General features: G+C 31.8%; 20 protein-coding genes and 1 pseudogene. 1 reads left to right on the plus strand and 20 read right to left on the minus strand.

Annotation, left to right across the window (positions count from 1 at the left end):
- Positions 1 to 2: 2 nt before the first annotated feature.
- The 20 genes and pseudogenes from LJE08_RS02340 to LJE08_RS02425 form a co-directional block, all read right to left on the minus strand.
- Positions 3 to 2,240, minus strand: coding sequence for a CDP-glycerol:glycerophosphate glycerophosphotransferase (locus LJE08_RS02340; protein WP_217255918.1), 2,238 nt, complete (start codon positions 2,238 to 2,240; stop codon positions 3 to 5).
- A 1-nt stretch (position 2,241) separates the two neighbouring features.
- The gene (tagD, locus tag LJE08_RS02345; RefSeq protein ID WP_040466417.1) at positions 2,242 to 2,628 is read right to left on the minus strand and encodes a glycerol-3-phosphate cytidylyltransferase; all 387 of its coding nucleotides are present in this window, start codon (positions 2,626 to 2,628) and stop codon (positions 2,242 to 2,244) included.
- 81 nt (positions 2,629 to 2,709) lie between these two features.
- Complete coding sequence (locus tag LJE08_RS02350; RefSeq protein WP_154555299.1) at positions 2,710 to 3,528, minus strand: ABC transporter ATP-binding protein; 819 nt, start codon at positions 3,526 to 3,528, stop codon at positions 2,710 to 2,712.
- A 10-nt stretch (positions 3,529 to 3,538) separates the two neighbouring features.
- On the minus strand, positions 3,539 to 4,369 hold the full coding sequence (locus LJE08_RS02355) for an ABC transporter permease (protein WP_217255919.1): 831 nt from the start codon (positions 4,367 to 4,369) through the stop codon (positions 3,539 to 3,541).
- Between the two features lie 143 nt (positions 4,370 to 4,512).
- Positions 4,513 to 4,860, minus strand: coding sequence for a DNA-directed RNA polymerase subunit delta (gene rpoE, locus LJE08_RS02360; protein ID WP_117924481.1), 348 nt, complete (start codon positions 4,858 to 4,860; stop codon positions 4,513 to 4,515).
- A 25-nt stretch (positions 4,861 to 4,885) separates the two neighbouring features.
- Positions 4,886 to 6,520, minus strand: a complete 1,635-nt coding sequence (gene argS, locus LJE08_RS02365) for an arginine--tRNA ligase (RefSeq protein WP_117924479.1) — start codon at positions 6,518 to 6,520, stop codon at positions 4,886 to 4,888.
- Positions 6,507 to 6,893, minus strand: coding sequence for a DUF1934 family protein (locus tag LJE08_RS02370; RefSeq protein WP_117924477.1), 387 nt, complete (start codon positions 6,891 to 6,893; stop codon positions 6,507 to 6,509). The genes argS and LJE08_RS02370 overlap by 14 nt, the downstream gene beginning before the upstream one ends.
- A gap of 168 nt (positions 6,894 to 7,061) precedes the next feature.
- Positions 7,062 to 8,261, minus strand: a complete 1,200-nt coding sequence (locus LJE08_RS02375) for an HD domain-containing protein (protein ID WP_227402325.1) — start codon at positions 8,259 to 8,261, stop codon at positions 7,062 to 7,064.
- Positions 8,228 to 8,647, minus strand: coding sequence for a (deoxy)nucleoside triphosphate pyrophosphohydrolase (locus tag LJE08_RS02380; RefSeq protein WP_227402326.1), 420 nt, complete (start codon positions 8,645 to 8,647; stop codon positions 8,228 to 8,230). The genes LJE08_RS02375 and LJE08_RS02380 overlap by 34 nt, the downstream gene beginning before the upstream one ends.
- Positions 8,634 to 8,903, minus strand: a complete 270-nt coding sequence (locus LJE08_RS02385) for an RNA-binding S4 domain-containing protein (RefSeq protein WP_117924471.1) — start codon at positions 8,901 to 8,903, stop codon at positions 8,634 to 8,636. Before LJE08_RS02385 ends, LJE08_RS02380 begins: the two co-directional genes overlap by 14 nt.
- Positions 8,903 to 12,298: a transcription-repair coupling factor gene (gene mfd, locus LJE08_RS02390; protein ID WP_227402327.1), complete on the minus strand. Its 3,396-nt coding sequence runs from the start codon at positions 12,296 to 12,298 to the stop codon at positions 8,903 to 8,905. Before mfd ends, LJE08_RS02385 begins: the two co-directional genes overlap by 1 nt.
- A gap of 3 nt (positions 12,299 to 12,301) precedes the next feature.
- Positions 12,302 to 12,862: an aminoacyl-tRNA hydrolase gene (gene pth / locus LJE08_RS02395; RefSeq protein ID WP_154555293.1), complete on the minus strand. Its 561-nt coding sequence runs from the start codon at positions 12,860 to 12,862 to the stop codon at positions 12,302 to 12,304.
- Between the two features lie 36 nt (positions 12,863 to 12,898).
- Positions 12,899 to 13,525 (minus strand): R3H domain-containing nucleic acid-binding protein, encoded by a 627-nt coding sequence (locus tag LJE08_RS02400; RefSeq protein ID WP_227402328.1) that lies wholly within the window; start codon positions 13,523 to 13,525, stop codon positions 12,899 to 12,901.
- A 9-nt stretch (positions 13,526 to 13,534) separates the two neighbouring features.
- The gene (locus LJE08_RS02405; protein ID WP_117924463.1) at positions 13,535 to 14,527 is read right to left on the minus strand and encodes a YidC/Oxa1 family membrane protein insertase; all 993 of its coding nucleotides are present in this window, start codon (positions 14,525 to 14,527) and stop codon (positions 13,535 to 13,537) included.
- A gap of 11 nt (positions 14,528 to 14,538) precedes the next feature.
- Entirely contained in the window at positions 14,539 to 14,880 is a 342-nt protein-coding gene (gene rnpA, locus LJE08_RS02410; protein ID WP_117924461.1) for a ribonuclease P protein component, read from the minus strand.
- 44 nt (positions 14,881 to 14,924) lie between these two features.
- Positions 14,925 to 15,059 (minus strand): 50S ribosomal protein L34, encoded by a 135-nt coding sequence (rpmH, locus tag LJE08_RS02415; RefSeq protein WP_003865695.1) that lies wholly within the window; start codon positions 15,057 to 15,059, stop codon positions 14,925 to 14,927.
- Positions 15,060 to 15,204: 145 nt separating this feature from the next.
- Positions 15,205 to 15,549 (minus strand): peptidoglycan bridge formation glycyltransferase FemA/FemB family protein, encoded by a 345-nt coding sequence (locus LJE08_RS14980; RefSeq protein ID WP_186998588.1) that lies wholly within the window; start codon positions 15,547 to 15,549, stop codon positions 15,205 to 15,207.
- Positions 15,550 to 15,557: 8 nt separating this feature from the next.
- A pseudogene (locus tag LJE08_RS14985) lies at positions 15,558 to 16,127 on the minus strand (peptidoglycan bridge formation glycyltransferase FemA/FemB family protein).
- Positions 16,102 to 16,257 carry a peptidoglycan bridge formation glycyltransferase FemA/FemB family protein gene (locus tag LJE08_RS15240; protein WP_117925487.1) on the minus strand — a complete coding sequence of 52 codons (156 nt, stop codon included), beginning with the start codon at positions 16,255 to 16,257 and terminating at the stop codon, positions 16,102 to 16,104. The pseudogene LJE08_RS14985 and the gene LJE08_RS15240 overlap by 26 nt, the downstream one beginning before the upstream one ends.
- 180 nt (positions 16,258 to 16,437) lie before the next feature.
- Entirely contained in the window at positions 16,438 to 17,652 is a 1,215-nt protein-coding gene (locus LJE08_RS02425; protein WP_186998585.1) for a peptidoglycan bridge formation glycyltransferase FemA/FemB family protein, read from the minus strand.
- A gap of 397 nt (positions 17,653 to 18,049) precedes the next feature.
- Here LJE08_RS02425 and dnaA point away from each other — a divergent pair, with 397 nt between their 5' ends.
- Positions 18,050 to 19,417, plus strand: a complete 1,368-nt coding sequence (gene dnaA, locus LJE08_RS02430; RefSeq protein WP_199593193.1) for a chromosomal replication initiator protein DnaA — start codon at positions 18,050 to 18,052, stop codon at positions 19,415 to 19,417.
- Positions 19,418 to 19,427: the final 10 nt, after the last annotated feature.

The raw sequence follows: 19,427 nt of genomic DNA on the forward strand, positions 1-19,427 counted from the left end.
TTTTACTTAAATACTTCTTCTACAATATGCTTTGACGCATTTCCATCGTCGTAGCAACAGAAACGTTTGTAGAATTCTTCGTAACGTTCTTTATATTCTTCATTTATTTGATCAATATTCAAAATCGCATCCACAACTTCTTCACTCGTATACAATAGTGGACCAGGAACTTCTGTATTCATATCAATATAGAATCCACGTAACTGATTTTTATACTTTTCAATATCATATGTATAGAAAAGTACTGGTCGTTTTAAGTTCGCAAAGTCAAAGAATACACTTGAGTAATCCGTGATACAAATATCACTGATCAAATAGATTTCACTGATATCATCATATTTACTTAAATTGTACACAAAGCCTTCAAGACCTGTTGTATCAATGTTATCTGCGATATAGTGGTGTGTTCTTAATAAAACAACATATTCATCCGATAATTTTTCCATCATCAACTTCAAATCTAAAGCCAACGTAAATTTGTACTCCCCTTTTCCATAGTGCTCATCATCACGCCATGTCGGAGCATATAAAATTGTTTTCTTATCTTCTGAAATGCCTAGTTTCTTTCTTAGGTCTTTCGAAATTTCATCTTTGTTGGGCCAATATAAAATATCATTTCTTGGATATCCATATTCAAGCATCTTGCCTTCATACATAAAACAGCTTCTAAATGTTTTCGTACTAAAAGGATTGGCACTCACTAAATAATCCCATTCTTGTCTTTGACGATAGAACTGCTGTTTATATTTTGGTGATGCAGAAGTTACTTCTTCTTGATCAAATACAAGACGTTTCAATGGTGTGCCATGCCAAGTTTCAACAAATACTTGTCCTTCTCTTTTGCGATACCACAATGGTTGTCTTACATTAAATACAAAATATTTACTTACAGCTAGATAATAAGCATATTTGAATGAAAAACGTTTTACGACTTCCGCTCCATAAGGAACTTCATGACCATCATTCAATGCCCATACACACTTGTATTTTCCTGGATAATTTTTGGCAATGTATTCATAAATATATTTTGGACTGTCCGAATAGTTTTTAGCCATGAATGTCTCGAACAGAATCACATTATCTTGAATTGGTTTTTTTGAATAAATGTGATAATAAGCTAATTTAAATAATACATTCTTATTTTTGAAGACTCTAAAGAATTTTTTAATTCCTAATTTTCTTCGAACACAGCTTTGTACTCCCTTTAAATCACGATTCTGTAAACAAGCCACCATCTTTTTCGAATTACGCTTATATCGATTCATCACTTCTGGACGAATGCCATCGATTGTTTTAGCAATTCTTTCAAAATAGTCTGTACGCCATAGATCATCTTGGCTGCGACGGATTCGTTTAGACATTTTAGATACAAAGTAAGATACAATTTTACGATCTAAACAAAAACGCACAACACCCTCTTCTTTTAAAAGTATACGTGTATATTCAACCGCATCACATCTTTCATTAAAACGATTGTCATTTTCTTCCTGACTCAAAGCAGGTTCGTTAATTGGATCATTGTGTTTACGTTTTACATAAATCGCATTTTCCACTCTTAAAGCTGTATTTAGCTTTTCTAATAGAGGACACATAAACGTCATATCACTGTAATATCTGAAGTCCTCATTAAATTTAAAATTATTTCGAACGACAAAATCACGACTATACAAATTGCCTAATACAGTAAAAGTTCGGATACCTCTACGATTGTCCATTGTATAGAAAATAGCATGAGCTTGCTGCTCATCTTTTTCATAGGATGCGAATGAAACAAAATTAGAAAGCTTATTTAAGCGACGTTGCTCCCTTTCTTCTTGATCTTCTTCATCTACTTCTTTATTTTCTACTTTATGAAGATAATTGGCCTTGTTATTCCAAGTGTGATTCAATTTACCATAAACCATATCCACATCATGATCCATAGCTTTGATCATGTTTTGTAGAGTATCTTCTAAAACATAGTCATCGCTATCTAAAAAGTAGAGGTAGGCACCTTTAGCTTGTTGAATTCCAACATTTCGACATGCAGCTACACCTGTTACACCTTCTGGCAATGTATAAACGCGCATATCAAAAATAGAATTATATTCTTCTAATAAATCGTCAATATCTTCAGTTGGATGATCTAATACGACAATCAATTCAAAATCTTTAAATGTACTTTGTGCTAAGTTTTGTAGACATTCTTTAAAGTAATGTTTGTACTTAAAAAAAGGAAGGATAATACTGATAGTACGCATATTAACCCTTCAATTCCTCTTTCAGCTGTGTTGTACTGATACCCTCAGTTCTTGGCAAATAAACAACTTCACAATAATCCTTTAAAAAATCAAATTTTCCTTTCCAATCATCACCCATGACGAATACATCTACATTATATTTTTTAACATCTTCGATTTTTTGTTCCCAACTTGTTTCTGGGATTACCTTATCGACATATTTAATAGCTTCTACAATCTTCATACGATCTGTATCTTTGATCTTACAAACTTTATTTTTACCCAAATTAAACTCATCACTACTTACCGCTACAATTAAATAATCCCCTAATTCTTTTGCACGGCGTAATAAATTTAAATGGCCTACATGAAATAAATCAAAAGTTCCATATGTTATTACTGTTTTCATGAGTTATAAACCTCCCTATATAAACACTGTAATTGTAAACTATTTTTGATAAATTGAAAAGGAGTCACTAAAACTCCTTTATTAACCAAATAATTTTGCGATGCCCTTCTTTTCTTTTTTAGGTAATAATCGCTTCTCAAATTTTTCATCCAAGAATTTTTTCTTTTCTTTTTTACTCATAGCCTCTAACTTATCCACATAAACCGAATAATCATCACAAACCTTGTCAATATCTCCCATTTCAACAAGTTGCCCACCTTCGATCCACATTCCTGTTTTACAGAATTCACGAACCTGACTTAACGAGTGAGAAATAAAGAAGATTGTTTTTCCTTCTTCATCTCTTAATTTCATCATTCGTTTCATACATTTCTTCGCAAAACCTTTATCACCAACACTTAATGCTTCATCGACAATAAAAATATCTGGATTTAATGCAAGTGAGATGGAAAATCCTAAACGAGATTTCATACCTGATGAATATTTTTTAACTGGTTGATATAAGAAATCACCTAATTCTGCAAAATCAATGACATCATTCGTGATTTCCTGGATACGTTTCTTTCTTAACCCCATCAAAGCTCCTTTAACATTGATGTTTTCAAGTCCTGTTAATTGTTGGTTCAATCCTGTGTTAATAGCAATCAATGCTTGTTCTCCATTAATTTTCATCGTACCACTATTGATTTCAGAAATTCCTGACAACAATAAAGATAAAGTTGATTTACCAGAACCATTGGTTCCCAAAATTCCAACAACATCACCTTTTTTCACTTTGAAAGATACATCTTTTAAGGCATAGAACTCTTTTTTATCTGTTTTATATTGATTGTTTTTATTTCTTAAAGTATAAATTTTTGAAATATTTTCGACTTCAACAGCATATTCTTCTTTGGACATAAAAGCCTCCTTAAATCATATCAATGAATTTCTTTTTGAAGGTATACATCAAAAAGCATCCTAGCGCAAAAATCGCAAAAACTAAACACCAGAAATAAAGTGTAATTGCAGGATGATCAAAAACATTTCTTCCATAGAATATAGCATCTCTATATCCTTGAATAATATAATAAACTGGATTTACCTTTACAAGCTTATTTAGAATACTCGCAAATGGAACATCCGGTTTAAAATGACAATCCCATAAGATTGGAGAAAAATACATCAACATACGCATGATTGAAGAAATAAATTTCTTTACATCACGCCACAACATAGTAAGCACAGATAATACAAGTGAAATCGCTTCTCCAAGCATAAATGCACAGAACATATAATAGATGATCCATAACCAATTTAGATTTGGATACCACCCACTTAAAATTAAAGCGACAAATGTGATAATCAACATCACAAAGTGATTAAACAATTCTTTTAAACAAACGGTTGCCGGTAAAACAGATACAGGAAACTTCATTCTTGTGATGACATTGGTTTTTGAGAATACCGCAGAACACCCATCTACAATGCATGGACGGATATACCACCATACACTAAATGCCACAACAAGCCATGGTAAATATTCTACCGTAATACCTTTGTATGTCTGAGCTTTTCTTCCCCAGGCAATACCAAACACTAGCCAATATGTGAAAACTTGGATAGCGGGAGAAGCAAAGTTCCAAAAAATACCAAATTTTGAATCTCGCATATCTGACAACAATTCATATTTTGCAATACAGAAAATACGATAAACATTTGAAAAATTCTCTTTTATAACATATGAAATGCTTTTAAACATATAAAAATTCTCCTTAACAACTTCTAGTTTATCAAATTTTTCATAGAAAAAAAATCTGCATGATGCAGATTTTCTTGCATTCCTTCTCCTTTCCACTTTAATTCTAACAATTCAAAGTGAATTTATTGTGAAAAGAGCGCTTTTTATTCGTTTTCTTCTTCGTCCATTTCTTTTTCTACTTCATCTAATTCATCTTCAATCAATTCTGAATCTTCTTCATCCTCATCATCTTCATCGATTGCGATAGAATCTGTATCCATAACACTTTCTGAATACGTGTGACGTGAACGCAAATCCCAAGTATTTTGTGACATATTCAAGAAACGTCCGTCTAAAGATAAATCTGTGTAAAATTGAGCAATATTATCTTCAAACTGCGTTTGATTAAATCCCATTTCCTGACTTACATCTTTCCAAAGATCAACAAATGGCATAGATCCATTATTATTTGTCAATACTTGATATGCAACTTCAATCATAGACTTTTTCATAATTCAATAAAACTCCTCTTAATACTTACATTGATTCAACGGCTTCAACACCAATACATTCTAATGCGTTGGCCAAAACAATTTGTGTTGCCTTTACTAAGGCTAGACGTTGTGCACTTAGTTCTAAATTATCACGATCTACAACTTTACATACGTTATAGAAACTGTGGAACTTACTAGCTAAATTTTGAATATAGTGACACATTTTGTGAACTTGACGAGACTGAGCAGTTTCAACGATTACTTTATTGAATTCTTGTAAAGACTTCATTAATTCAATTTCTTTTTCGTTTGTCAAATCTTCAAAACTTGTTGCCAATTCAATATCCTGTGCCTGTTTTTGAATAGAACACATACGAGCATGAGCATATTGTGCATAGTAAACTGGGTTTTCATTTGATTTCTTAGTTGCCAATTCAATATCGAAATCTAAATGTGAATCCAATGCACGTTGTACAAAGAAATAACGAGCTGCATCAACACCTACTTTATCACATAGTTCATTAATTGTTGTTGCGTTTCCTAAACGTTTTGACATTTTCATTTCTTCACCATTTGATACTAAACGAACCATCTGGATAATATCAACATGCAATTTATCCGCATCATTTCCTAATGCTGTCATACTTGCTTTTAAACGAGGAATATATCCATGGTGATCCGCTCCAAAGAAGTCAACCAACATGTCAAATCCACGTTGACATTTATCGTTGTGATATGCGATATCTGGAACCAAATATGTTAATGAACCATCTTGTTTTCTTAAAACACGATCTTTGTCATCTCCAAATTTTGTAGTTTCAAACCACAATGCTCCATCTTTTTCATATACATATCCTTTTTTGTTTAATTCATTGATAGCTGCTTCTACTTTACCAGCATCACGAATGCTTTGTTCACTTGACCAAACATCGAAGTGTACACGATAACGATTTAAGTCTTTTCTAATTTTATCTAATTCAAATTTGATTCCTTCTTTTCTGAAGAATTTCAAATTCTCTTCTGTTGGTTCTAAGTATGTTTGTGGATATTCTTTCGCCAATTCATATCCTTTTTCTTCAACATCCTTACCCATGTATCCGTCCTGACCAATTTCAGTTGGAATTCCTTGTGCCTGACGATAACGAGCATTTAATGATAATGCTAAGTTTGTGATCTGATTACCAGCATCATTCACATAGTATTCACGAGTTACATCGTATCCAGCTTTTTTCATGATACGAGCACAACTGTCTCCCCATGCAGCTCCACGAGCATGTCCTAAGTGCAATGATCCAGTTGGATTGGCACTAACATATTCCAAATCCACTTTAATGCCGTTAGCTGGCTGTTGTCCATAGTTTTCTTTCTGAGCTAACACTTCAGAAATAACTGTACTAAAACGGTCTTTTGATAATGTAAAGTTTAAGAAGCCAGGTCCTGCAATTTCTACGTTAGAAACCATTTCCAATGAGAACGTATCTAATATACTTTGTGCAATCATTCTTGGATTCTGGTGTAATTGACGAGTTAATTGCATCGCAACATTACTTGAGAAATCACCGTGATCTTTATTTTTTGGTGTTTCAACCACAATGTTTTGTACATCTAAATCTAAATCAAATGCTTTTTTTACTGCATTTTGAATAGCCTGCTTTAATTCAACTTCAATTGACTGCATATGTCTCCTCCTTATTTATATATAGTACAAAGTGAAATTCTTGTTTTTCATTCCCTTGTATAAGACTGTATTTAACTTCTACACAATTTTCATCTACATCATAATGACTTGTATGACAATCCAAATCTATTTTTCCAAATTCAGTTTCTATGTGACCTTTTGTTTGACTATTTAAACGTAGTGTCAAATTCACAATAATATCCGATTCACTACGAATTACCAATCCTTTTTTCCAAATTCTCCATTCGAAATGATGTGTATCATTATTAAAAGAAACTAATAGACCTTCATTACCAGAAAAGTCAATCTTAGCCTCTCCTTTATACAATGTTTGATTCGAAATTTTATCAAATAAATATACCTGATTTGTCATAGCTAGTGCATAATATCACACTCTGATTTTTTTGCAAGAAAATTTATTAAAAAACATAACAATTTAATGAAAATATATCAAAATTAATCTAAAATTCTCCTTTTTTTATAAAATTACGCTATTTTTTCACAAGTGAAAACGGTAACACATCACATGTTACCGTAGTTTTTAAAGTATTTCTTTTGGAAAATAAATACGTTTATTTGTTTGATTTTTCATCTTTAATAATGCCTTAACAATCTGTGAACAACTCGATAAAGATACCCGTTCTTTTTTAGAATCTAACATCCATATTATTTGATTCTCATCATTTTCTGTATAAGGCAAATATGCTTTAGAATGTGAAATAGCTTCATAATAGTAATAATCTAAGTCATGTCCGGAGACCACCAATTTATTCTTGATTTCTTGAATTTGTTGGTGACTTGGATCTTCTATCCATTCAAACAAATGACGATTCAAAATTCGATTTGCGAAATCCTTTAGAATTTCATCTTCACATTCTAGAGCTTGTTGAAAACCATAGAACATTCGATGTTCATCCATTAAATAAAAATCCTTATTCGATAACTCGCCATTCAATAATGGTTCAAATACTTCTATGTTTCGTACTTGTGTATATCGTTTAAAGAATTGTTGAATCATAATTTCATATGATTTGGCATCTGGATGAAGGTAAACCTGCCAATACATGTGGTATCTTGCCATAATATAGTCTTCAATACTGTGCATTCCACTCATTTTCACACATAGAGAATCATTTTTTACTCGTAAAGTACGTAAGATTCTTTCCAAATCAAAATTTCCATAGCTTGTACCTGTTTCGTAGGCATCTCTTAATAGATAATCCATTCGATCCGCATCCAGTTGTGAACTAATCATTTGATACATCATTGGTTTTGCATGTTGATGTGTTAGAATCAACATAATATTTTGTGGAAGAGCCTCATCCTCTTTAATTAGTGCTTTATGAATTTCTGTTTCTGGATCCAAAATTAAATCACAAGTCATTTGTTCATGATGTTTCTTGTGAAGTGTTTCAAAGAAGTGAGAAAATGGTCCATGTCCTAAATCATGCAACAAAGCAGCACATAAAACCTGAATTTTTTCATATTCACTTAAAGTAGCCGCAATTGAATCCACTTCTTCACACATCCGTCTTGTGATTTCATATACACCTAAACTATGAGAAAACCGGGAATGCTCCGCCGTATGATAGATTTGAAAATCTCCACCCAATTGATGGATACGATGCAATCTTTGAAATTCTTTTGCGTTGATGCAATCCCATATCACTTGATACTTCACATGAATATATCCATGCACAGGATCTCTTAATACTTTGGTTTCATTGGTTTTGTTAAACATGGCCATACCCCCTTTAATGCTTCTACAAGCATTTTATCAGATTTAAAGAAGTTATAGTCATATATATGATCTGGAGTTGTCCAAATATATTCTGAATGCACACTTAATTTTGTTGGTTTTTCATTAGAAGTACATGTGAAACAAGTTAAGTGAATTTCATATCCATTTTGATAATCTACGCTAGAAGCTAAATATTGCACATTGTGAATGTCAATATCACATTCTTCTTTCCATTCCCGAATTAATGCCTCTTCTTTTGTTTCACTTTTCTCAACTTTTCCACCAGGAAATTCAAAGAAACCTTTGCTTGAACCATAATTTCTTTGGGCAATCATCACTTTTCCATCTATGATAAGAGCTCCGCACACAACATTAAGCTTGTTCATCTTCGATTCTTTCTTCGTGTATAATTTCAAACAACAGTTGGGCATTTTGTTTCGAAACTTGTTTTTGAATATCTAATACACGAATTTCAAGAAGTCTTGCTCCAAAACGAATACGAATTGTATCACCTATTTTTAATTCTGTACTTGGTTTTGCCACTCGTTCATTGACCCAGATACGTCCTTGTAAAGCTAATTCTTTAGCAGCTTCTCTTCTTTTTAAGATTCGTGCTGTTTTTAAATATTTATCTAATCGCATCAAAACTCTCCTTCTAATTTATCAATAACCTGCATCAACAATTCAATATGTTTCTTTAATCGTTTAGAAATCATGATCTTAATTTTTCCACTCTCTAATTTCAAATTGATCTTTCGACTAATATCATTGATAGCTCCAAATAATTTGACACCATCACAATTCTTTGACCATTCAGCACTCATTGTGATTGTAACGACGTCATCTGTTTCTTTTAATGATTCAACACCTTCTCGATTCACAAAGAAATCCAGTTTTTTCTGTTCAAACAATTGTTTTACTTCATTTGGAATATGCCCAAATAAGTCTTCAACACGTTTTTCATATTCAATCAATTCAGTAAGACTCTCTGTTTTCTTAATGTGTTGATAGATTTCTAATTTATCTCCATCATTATCTGTGAATTTTTTAGGTATATATCCCGATAGCTGAACTTGAGCCACTTTATCATTCTTTTTATTCTCAATTGGCTTGCCTTGCTTTTCCTTAATGGCACTTGCCAACATTTCAAGATATAAATCCAAACCAACATCATCAATAAATCCTGCTTGTTGCGGCCCAAGCATGTCTCCGGCTCCACGAATTGTTAAATCTCGCATAGCCACTTTATATCCACTGCCTAAAGATGTAAATTCTTTAATGGCTTTTAACCTTTTATGTGCCTGTTCTGTTAATTCTTTTTGTGGCTGTACCAATAAATAACAATATGCGATTTTTTCACGACGCCCCACACGACCTCGAATCTGATAAAGTTGAGACAATCCAAAACGATCGGCATCATCAATGATCATCGTATTCGCATTCGCAATATCTAGTCCAGTTTCAATAATTGTTGTACAAACTAAAATTTGATATTTATCTTGTTCAAAATCAATCATCGTCTGCTCAATATCATTCTTATCCATACGTCCATGTGCCACTGCTACTTTGGTATCAGGGAACATATTTTGAATATTTTTAGCTACAGAATAGATATTCGATACGTGGTTATACAAATAAAAAACTTGTCCTCCACGAGATAATTCTCTTTGAATGATTTCTTTCACGACACTCTTTTTGTTTTCCATCACATACGTTTGAATTGGATGACGATGCAATGGTGGTGTATTCAATTGTGAAATCGTACGTACCCCAATCAAAGACATCTGTAAAGTTCTAGGAATTGGTGTTGCACTTAAAGATAAAACGTCGATTGTGTTTTTCATCTCTTTAATTTTTTCTTTGTGCTCAACTCCAAATCGCTGCTCCTCATCAATAATCAATAAACCTAAGCTTTTATATTGAAAAGATTTATTCAATAATTTATGTGTACCAATAATAATATCAACTTGCCCATCCGCCAATTCTTTTTTAATCTGACTCATTTCTTTTGTTGGCACAAAACGATTCACTACGCGAATATTAGCACCTACATTTTCAAAACGCTTTATAAACGTCTGATAATGTTGCATAGATAAAATTGTAGTTGGGCACAGTAAAGCTACTTGTTTATTATTTGAAATAGCCTTGAATGCAGCACGCATAGCTACTTCTGTCTTACCAAACCCTACATCTCCACATAATAAGTGATCCATTGGTTTTGGCTTTTCCATTTCTCGTTTGATTTCTTCTGTAGCTTTCATTTGATCTGGTGTTGCCTCATATTCAAAGGCTTCTTCAAATTCTCTTTGTAGATCATCATCTTTACTGAACGCAAAACCAATATCTTCATTTCGCTTCGCATATAACTCAACTAATCGAGACGCAATTTCTTCAACCTTTTTAGAAACCTTTTCCTTCGTCTTTTTCCATTTGTTAGAACCCAATTGCGATAATTTGATGCCCACACCTTCTTTGGACACATATTTTCTTACCAACTGAAATTGTGATAATGGGACAAATAATTCATCGCCTCCATTGTATAAAACATGTAAATAATCTAATGTCTTTCCTTTTATTTTTCGCGTTGTAATTCCAACATATTGGCCAATACCATATTGTTCATGTACAACATAATCGTTTGGTTCTAGTTCAAGAATATTCTGTAAAATCTGACCTTGCTTAAATGTTTTCTGATAACGCTTAATTTGACTAGGATGATGAAATAATTCCTGTTGTGTATAAACAGAAATATCTTCATATGTAAATCCTTCATAAAAGTCATCTTTAATAAATGTGATATTCCTATGAATTGAATAAGCTTTTAAGGCTTCCTGCACTTTTTTTGTATGTTCCTCATCCAAAGAAATATAGATATTTTCCCCTTTTAGATTCTCTAGAATTTGAATCAATGGTTGATCTGATTGTTCTAATGTCTCTATATTTGAGAAGATTGGATGTTTAAAATCTAAGAAATCATGGAACATCTGAATCGTATGTTCTTTTTCAAATGTAAGTATGTCATGGAACATACAATACTTAGGTAAATATTGATGCGATTCAACCATTTCCTGAATAAAAGATATCGTTTCCTCATTCAATTTTTTATATCCACTTTCCACTTCTTCCTGACTTGAGAAAATAATGTGTCCATTGACATAGTCAGTTAATTTATTGGCATTTAAATAACTAAAATAAATATACAAATGTGGATCAATATTATAGTTTTCTATAGAAATCTTATCTTTTTCAATATAATCTAATAAGAAGTCATAATCATCTTGAATTAATTTTGCCTGTTGTTTTTCTAATTCAGAATCAATTTCTTTTTGAAGATACTCAATCTGATCATCTGTAAACAATAAATCTGTAGCTGGATTAATCAATACAGAATCTATTGTTTGAATTGTTCGTTGAGTTTCTTCATGAAATAAACGAATGGATTCAATCACTGTATCAAAAAATTCAATACGAATTGGATGTTCATATTCAAGGCAATATACATCGACAATTCCTCCACGACTTGCGTATGTACATGGACGATCTACATAATTGACCTTTGTATAGCCGGCACGATTTAGTTTTTGTTTCAATTCTGCCATCGTAATTTCTTGATCTACTTCAAATTTGTAACAAAGACTTTTAAATAATTCTTTATCGGGTAAGTAACGTAAAAAGGCCGCCGTATTACATATGATAATACGTGGCTTATCTTCTTTCACAAGCTGAGTTAATACATAGAGTTGTTCTTGTTTATCTTCTGGACTTGAAGCGATGGCTTGTACACGCAAAGATTCTTCCATCACAAATAATAATGTATCATTGATAAGTGGTTTCAATCTTTGATAGAGTTGTTGCGCTTCATAACGATTTTTCTTAACTACAATTCGTGTTTGTTGATCCTGCATAAAAGCACTGGCCATACATAAAGCTTCTTCATTTGGAAATAAGTTACCAATATTATTGCCAAATTGAAGCATTTGTTGAGCTACTGGATTGGACTGTAATTTATTTAATATTGTATCTTTCAAAAATATCACCTTCTACTTCTTATTATACCTATTCATTGTGTCACTAAAAGAGTGTTTTATTGAAAATTTAGCTGCTTTCGCGGCTTGTTCTAAAGCATGATTTAAATCCTCTTGTTGTTCTTGAGGGAATTTACCCAGTACCCAGTCTACAACTGGAATTAATTTATCTTTACCAATTCCTATGCGAATACGATCAAATTCCTGTGTGCCAATATGAGAAATAATACTCTTGATTCCGTTATGACCACCAGCACTACCTTTTTGACGCAAACGAAGTTTTCCAACAGGCATATCCATATCATCATATAATACAAGGATATCTTCAGAAGGCACTTTATAGAAATCCATGCATTGTCTTAATGCGATACCACTATTATTCATATATGTGGTTGGTTTTAATAAAATTATGTCTTCTCCATCAATTTTCTTTTTCGCAAAATAAGCCGAAAACTTTTCCTGATTAAAATCCATTTCTAGCATTTGTGCCAATTTATCAATCGCCATAAAGCCTGCATTATGACGCGTATTTTCATATTCTCTACCAATATTCCCTAATCCAATAATAATTTTCATGAAGCCCTCCTTCAAAAAAATAACGGGATTATCCCGTTATTCTTCATCTTTTCCTGGTGTATACAAAATGTGTAAACGACGTCCTTCGCCTTCACCTTCACTCTTAGTAGAAATATCGTTCATTCCTGCTAAAGCATTGTGAATTGCCTTTCTTTCATCGGCTGGCATTGGATCTAATACTGCATCTACTTTTGTACGACGTACATCTTTTGCGACGCGAACTGCCATTTTACAGATTTTTTCGTATCTTTCTTCCTTATAACCATTCACATCGATTAAAAGTCCGATACGCTTTTTGAATGCTGCACTTACTGCAGCTTTAACTAAACGATTGAATGCTTGTAAAGACTTACCCGCTTTACCAATCATAATCGCATTGTTTTTTGTGTTTACAGTAATACGATAAAAACCATGATCATTTTCAATTTCAACAGTTCCATCTAATTCTGCATTGTCAAAATATGTTTGAATATATGACTTAATGAAATCTTCAATATCTTTTGGGCAATATGCTTCAATTTCAATTGTTTTTCCGATTCCTAAAAAACCACTTTTTTCTTCTGTAACTTCATAATGAAGTTCTTCTTTTGTACATCCTTTAGCATTGCAAGCAGCTACTAAAGCTTCATCTAAAGTTTTTCCAGTAAATTTAGCGAATTCCATATGTTATACCTACTTTTTGTTCATAACTTTGTGTAGGATCAATGATTGACATACACGAATTACACTTGATACTAACCAATAGAATGACATCGCCATTGGCCATGAAATATACATAATACAAATCATTGCTGTCATGAAATACATTGACATGTTCATGCTGTTAGCCATAGGATTTGTTTCTTCCTGTGCATATTTTTTAACTTTAACGTTATCTTTCTTATCTTGCCATTTCTTTAACCATTGAGGTAATTTCATTGATACAATATAGAAGATAACCATCAACACATAAATTGAGATATATGCGATATCGAGTGCTTTAAATCCATCAAGTGGAGTACCTGCTAAAGAAATACCCATAAAGCTTCCGCTAACAACACTTACTGAACGCATTGTTGCATAATACATACCCATCATGATTGGCAGCTGGATGAAAGTAATTAACATTGAACCAAATGGGTGAATATCGTATTTTTGATAAATATTCTGCATTTCTTGAGCCATCTGCATTTTAGAACGCTCATCTGTTTTATCTTTATATTTATTTTGAATCTTTTGAATTTCAGGTTGAATTTCCTGCATTCTTTGTGTAGACATTTGTGATTTACGTGTAAATAAAAATACAAGCACCTGAATTAACAATGTTGTTAAAATAATACCTACACCGGCATCTGTTTTTGCTGAAATTAAGTTGATAATTTGTGCAATTGGCCAAACAATTAAACCTTCGAACCATCCTTTTGACATAGATTCTTTAAAAGTTGTTGGTTGAATTGTATATTGTCCATCTTTAATATTCTTTTTAATTTCTTTCTTTAATTCTTTATCAGAAATGTCTTTGTAATTGATTTGACTTGCATCAATTGTTGTTTCTTCACTTGCAATAATTTGGTCTGCTAATGTTTTTCCATCTCTACCTCTTGGATTTGCACAAGCCGTACATGTTAATAATACCAACATACATAGAAAGACCAATTTTGCTTTTTTCTGCAAAAATTGTTTCATTTTTTATTCCTCTACTTCTTCAAAAATCTTTTATTTATCCGATTTTGATTTTCTTTCATTTCATTTTTATTTTCTTCAAACAATTTATTTGCGTAGGCAGGTCGGACTATAATAATAAGATCATATCCCTCTTCAAATGTAAAAATATCATCTACTATACTACGAAGCTGTCTTTTCACTTTATTTCGACAGACCGCATTTCCTAATTTTTTGCCAACACTGATTCCGACTCTTGCATGGTCTAGTTTACGTTTTTGAAAATAACAAACAAAAGACGACGACTTAACAAATTGTCGATTCTGGATGATGGAAGAAAACTCATAGTTTTTTAATACACGAAATTCTTTTTTCATGTTATTTCCCTATCCAGACAAAAAAATCACCTAGCAGGTGATTTCTATGCGGATAAAACCTTTCTGCCTTTCGCTCTTCTTCTAGAAAGAACGTTACGTCCACCAACAGTTGCCATACGAGCACGGAAGCCATGAACTTTTTGGTGTTTTCTCTTACTTGGCTGATATGTTCTTTTCATCTTGATTACACCCCTCAGTCTTCTTCTTCTAAATTTTCAAATAAGATTGCTCAAACATTATAAACATAAATTAAAATGATTGTCAATAAAATAATTATTACTTATGCTTACTTTTAAGTATTTCATACGCTTTTTGAGTTAAACGCTACATAAATGGATAAACCGGTATATCAAATTCTCCTATCATTTCATTTATAGTTGGATTAAAGTTATCTTTAAATTTTGTCAATCCATCATCTAAAGATCCTTCTACACCACCCATATTACTCCATAAACATCCTCTATCAAATGCCCAGTTAAAGTTTTCAACATATTCTTTATATTGAGGCATAAATTTTTTGAATCTTTCGTCCATTCCTGCATACAACATTTCACAAGTATTTCCATATTGAATACTAAGTATTCCTGCAATCGCAATCTCTTTATCTTCTTGACCAAATTCATCAAACAATTTCTTATATTCATTAATATCTTTATTTACACTTTGCAATTAATCTTCTAAACGATGCAATTTCTTTTTAGCATTTTCAGATGTTGCAGCATTTCTTTTTCAAGCTGTACCTTCTTTTCCTTTGCCTCTTTATCTAATTGATATACGTTACAAGTCGCTAAAAAGATGACGCTTCCTTCAGGACAATTTTCTAATAATGTCTTGAAATATTCTTTATCTCTTAACGCAACGCCTTTTCTTGATTCCGTCAATTCTACAAGTCGGCTGAATTCATCTAGCAATTCACCTTGTCCATGAATAATTTGAACATTTCTACGCTATGAATCCTTAATTAAACGTTTCGTATGTTTTGGCAATGTTTTCTCTATATTTTCATATGAATATACGTTCGATTGAAATCTAGCCTGTACTGTATCCGCAATACTCATTGTATAGCCATGATGTATAGCTTTACAGCTTTTGAATATTTTTAAATATGTATCTGTATATTCATATCGATTTGTATTATATGATTTTGAATCATAATCATTAACATGAATAGCTGGATCAAATTTAATAAAGATACAATGATCTTTTTTTTGCGACCTTTTTTTATTGATCAAAATAATATTGAACAAGCACGTTATCCTTATAATCCATCATAGGACCTCTGGGTAAATAGTACATACAAAATGATAATGGCAATCTTTTTATCAATATTAAACCTGTTGCGACTAATACATTGTCTTTATACACACCTGTATACATATGATCCCAATTACTTTTTACTTTTGCTCAGTTATAGCTTTGTGGTTAATTACAATATTCATGCTTTTCTACAAATTCATCAAATTCTTCACGGTTTATCTCTTTAAAAAATAAATACGACATGTCAAATTCCATCCTTACTTGGATATAATAGATGGTCGTACTTAGATCATGCTTAAATTATTTGTGTTTTGCGTTTCTTTCCTTAATCTTCTTATAAAATTTAAATGCAACATTATACAATATTGAATTAACCGGAATATCAAATTCACCAATGTATTCATTGATTCTAGGATGATATATTTCTTTAAAATCAACAAGTCCTCCCTTAAGAGTTCCTTCAATTCCACCCATATTACTTGTTTTACATCCAAGTTCAAAACATTTTTCCATTGTTTTATACCAAGTTAAATAGGGGCCCATCAAACGTTTAAAATCTTCATTCATTCCTGCATATAAAATTTCTGATGTATGTCCATATTTTACGGTTAGTGTTCCACAAACACAGACTGTTTCACCATATGTTTTCACATCTTCTTCATATTTACTGATTTTCTTCTCTAATGAGTCTTTTAATTCTTCCAAGGTAAAACGTTTCTTCTTTGCGTTCTCTGGACAACTCTCTAAATCTAGTAAACACTGTTCATATCTTTCTTTTGTCTCTTTTAACATATCGTGGATATGGAAATAGGCTAAAGTGATAAATGCATCATCTGCATATGTATCTAGAAGTAATTCATAATACTCTTTTGTTCGTAAAGAAATTCCTTTTCTTTCCTCTGTACATTTCATGACTTTATCAAAGTCTTCCAATAATTCTTTGTGTCCAAATTGAATATCTAAATTTTGTTTCTGAGCAATTTTAATGTTCTTTTTCCCTTTTTTAGATAAATTGTCCATTCCAAAATCATCCGCATACTCTACCATATTGTATCTTGGTTGAATGGTTGTATCAAAATCTTTATTGAATCCATAATGAATGGCTTTACATGATTTAATATTTTCAAACTCTTCCTTATAATTAAATTCTTTTCTTTCTTCGTCTAAGTGGAAGCTTGAAATTAAAATACTTGGATCAAATTTAATAAATAAACAATGTTCTTTTTTGGCAATTTTCTTTAATTCTGTAAAGTAAAAATTCAATAACTCTTTATTTTTATAATCTAAAATTGGTCCTCTAGGCAAATAAAACATAGAAAAAGAAAGTGGTAATGGACGAATCAATACCAACCCGGCGGCTACTAATGTATCCTTTTCATAAACCCCTGTATAAATGGAGTTCCAATTATTTTTTATATTTGACCATTTGTAGCTTTGAAGCAAACTACAACTAGGATGATTTTCTACAAAGTGATCGTATTCTTTTTGATTTATATTCGATTTAAAAATATACATATACTTTTATACCCCTTTATATTCCTACACTTCATTATAACATTTTATTAGTTTTACACAAAATGGTCTATATATTATCCACATATTATATATATGGATCTGCATTCTATTTTATTTTAATTCAAAATATACATATAAAATGTATATAAAATCATAAGTTATACAGTGGATAAAGACATTCTAAATCCATGCTCTGTATAACTTGGGAAAAGTCATTGAGAGCCTTTGTTTATCAATAATTCGCTATGTATTTAATATGAATATAAAGTGAGTTATCCCGATTTTGTTCATTTTTTTTGCACATAAGTCCACATTGGGAAAAGATTTATCCCAAAAGAATAAATGGGGATAAGTGTAAAAATCGTGTATAATAGTAATACTGCAAGGAGGTTTTACTATGTCTACCATGTCTTATACATCGATATGGAATGAAACTTTACAAAAGATACAAGAATCCAACTATTTTGATAGTCATACATTCAATTCATGGATTTCAAAAACAACTCTATTTAAAATAGAGGATAATATAGCTTATGTAGCCTATCGTTCTACAATCACTTTTAGTATTTTAAAGAAACAGAAAGAAAAAGAACTGTTTGAATCCACTTTAAGTGAGGTATGGGGCGATACATTAACAATTCAGTTTATTCACCAAAGAGAAATGGAAAAAATGATGCCTGAAGAGGTTGTCAAACAAAGAACGAATGTTTTATTAGAAAATAAATTCAATCCTTCTTATACATTTGAAAATTTTGTCGAAGGTAATTCTAATGCGGAGGCTTATGCCGCATGTTTAGCTTGTTGTACACAAACGACTTCACATCTTTTTAATCCACTTATGTTATATGGTAATTCTGGCTTAGGTAAAACCCATTTACTACATGCGATGGGAAATTATCTAGCTAAGGAACATCCTGAATGTAAAGTCATCTACATGTATAGTGGTGATTTAGTTTCTTTATTGATTGAAGCTATGAAAACCAAAAATGTTCATGGCAATACTGTAGAAAGAGTAAAAGAACAACTTTTAGATTGTGATTATTTTTTGATTGATGATATTCAAAATTTGCAGCAACATTCTAGCAGTCAGGAAATCTTCTTCACTGTCTATAATCAGTTGATTCAAAAGAACACACAGATTATTATCACAAGTGATATGCATCCTAGTGAAATTAGTGGATTACAGTCTCGTTTAATTTCACGCTTTGTTTCTGGGCTTACAATCAGTATTTCTAAACCGGAATTTGAAACAAGTAAAGCAATTTTAAAGAAAAAAATCGAGGGACGTGAAGAAAGTGTGAACATGAGTGAAGATGTTATTGATTATTTGGCTGGTAAATATTCAAATGACGTCAGAAATCTAGAAGGTACTTTAAATCGCTTAATTTTTAATGCAACTTTATTCAATCCAGATGTAATTGACATGGATTTTGCGCGTAAAGTGCTTATTAAAGAGCCTATTGTATCGCAATCGGATGAATTGACAATCAAAAAGATTAAAAAAGCTGTTACTCGCTTCTATGGCCTTTCTTATAAAGATTTAGAGGGAAAATGTCGTCAAAAATTTATCGCAAATGCACGTCATATTTGTGTTTATTTATCCAGAGACTTGCTTCATAAATCTTATGTATCTATCGGCCAAGAATTAGGTGGTAGAGACCATACTACAATCTCTAGTTCGTATGAGCGTGCTAAAAAATTGATTCAAAAAGATGAAGCTTTTAAAACAGCTGTTGAAAAAATTCGTAGCACTTTGGATTCTTAATTTATACACT

This window comes from Holdemanella sp. DFI.5.55 (genome assembly GCF_020593575.1).
GTDB lineage: Bacteria > Bacillota_I > Bacilli_A > Erysipelotrichales > Erysipelotrichaceae > Holdemanella > Holdemanella hominis.

What these genes read in the sequence shown, in the direction of transcription:
- LJE08_RS02425 (WP_186998585.1), bottom strand. Translation starts at nt 17,652, where the DNA reads ATGTATATTTTTAAATCGAATATAAATCAAAAAGAATACGATCACTTT.
- pth (WP_154555293.1), bottom strand. Translation starts at nt 12,862, where the DNA reads ATGAAAATTATTATTGGATTAGGGAATATTGGTAGAGAATATGAAAAT.
- LJE08_RS02350 (WP_154555299.1), bottom strand. Translation starts at nt 3,528, where the DNA reads ATGTCCAAAGAAGAATATGCTGTTGAAGTCGAAAATATTTCAAAAATT.
- LJE08_RS02400 (WP_227402328.1), bottom strand. Translation starts at nt 13,525, where the DNA reads ATGGAATTCGCTAAATTTACTGGAAAAACTTTAGATGAAGCTTTAGTA.
- LJE08_RS15240 (WP_117925487.1), bottom strand. Translation starts at nt 16,257, where the DNA reads ATGTATACAGGTGTGTATAAAGACAATGTATTAGTCGCAACAGGTTTA.
- LJE08_RS02370 (WP_117924477.1), bottom strand. Translation starts at nt 6,893, where the DNA reads ATGACAAATCAGGTATATTTATTTGATAAAATTTCGAATCAAACATTG.
- argS (WP_117924479.1), bottom strand. Translation starts at nt 6,520, where the DNA reads ATGCAGTCAATTGAAGTTGAATTAAAGCAGGCTATTCAAAATGCAGTA.
- LJE08_RS02380 (WP_227402326.1), bottom strand. Translation starts at nt 8,647, where the DNA reads ATGAACAAGCTTAATGTTGTGTGCGGAGCTCTTATCATAGATGGAAAA.
- rnpA (WP_117924461.1), bottom strand. Translation starts at nt 14,880, where the DNA reads ATGAAAAAAGAATTTCGTGTATTAAAAAACTATGAGTTTTCTTCCATC.
- LJE08_RS02375 (WP_227402325.1), bottom strand. Translation starts at nt 8,261, where the DNA reads ATGTTTAACAAAACCAATGAAACCAAAGTATTAAGAGATCCTGTGCAT.
- rpmH (WP_003865695.1), bottom strand. Translation starts at nt 15,059, where the DNA reads ATGAAAAGAACATATCAGCCAAGTAAGAGAAAACACCAAAAAGTTCAT.
- LJE08_RS02355 (WP_217255919.1), bottom strand. Translation starts at nt 4,369, where the DNA reads ATGTTTAAAAGCATTTCATATGTTATAAAAGAGAATTTTTCAAATGTT.
- LJE08_RS02405 (WP_117924463.1), bottom strand. Translation starts at nt 14,527, where the DNA reads ATGAAACAATTTTTGCAGAAAAAAGCAAAATTGGTCTTTCTATGTATG.
- rpoE (WP_117924481.1), bottom strand. Translation starts at nt 4,860, where the DNA reads ATGAAAAAGTCTATGATTGAAGTTGCATATCAAGTATTGACAAATAAT.
- tagD (WP_040466417.1), bottom strand. Translation starts at nt 2,628, where the DNA reads ATGAAAACAGTAATAACATATGGAACTTTTGATTTATTTCATGTAGGC.
- dnaA (WP_199593193.1), top strand. Translation starts at nt 18,050, where the DNA reads ATGTCTACCATGTCTTATACATCGATATGGAATGAAACTTTACAAAAG.
- LJE08_RS02385 (WP_117924471.1), bottom strand. Translation starts at nt 8,903, where the DNA reads ATGCGATTAGATAAATATTTAAAAACAGCACGAATCTTAAAAAGAAGA.
- LJE08_RS02340 (WP_217255918.1), bottom strand. Translation starts at nt 2,240, where the DNA reads ATGCGTACTATCAGTATTATCCTTCCTTTTTTTAAGTACAAACATTAC.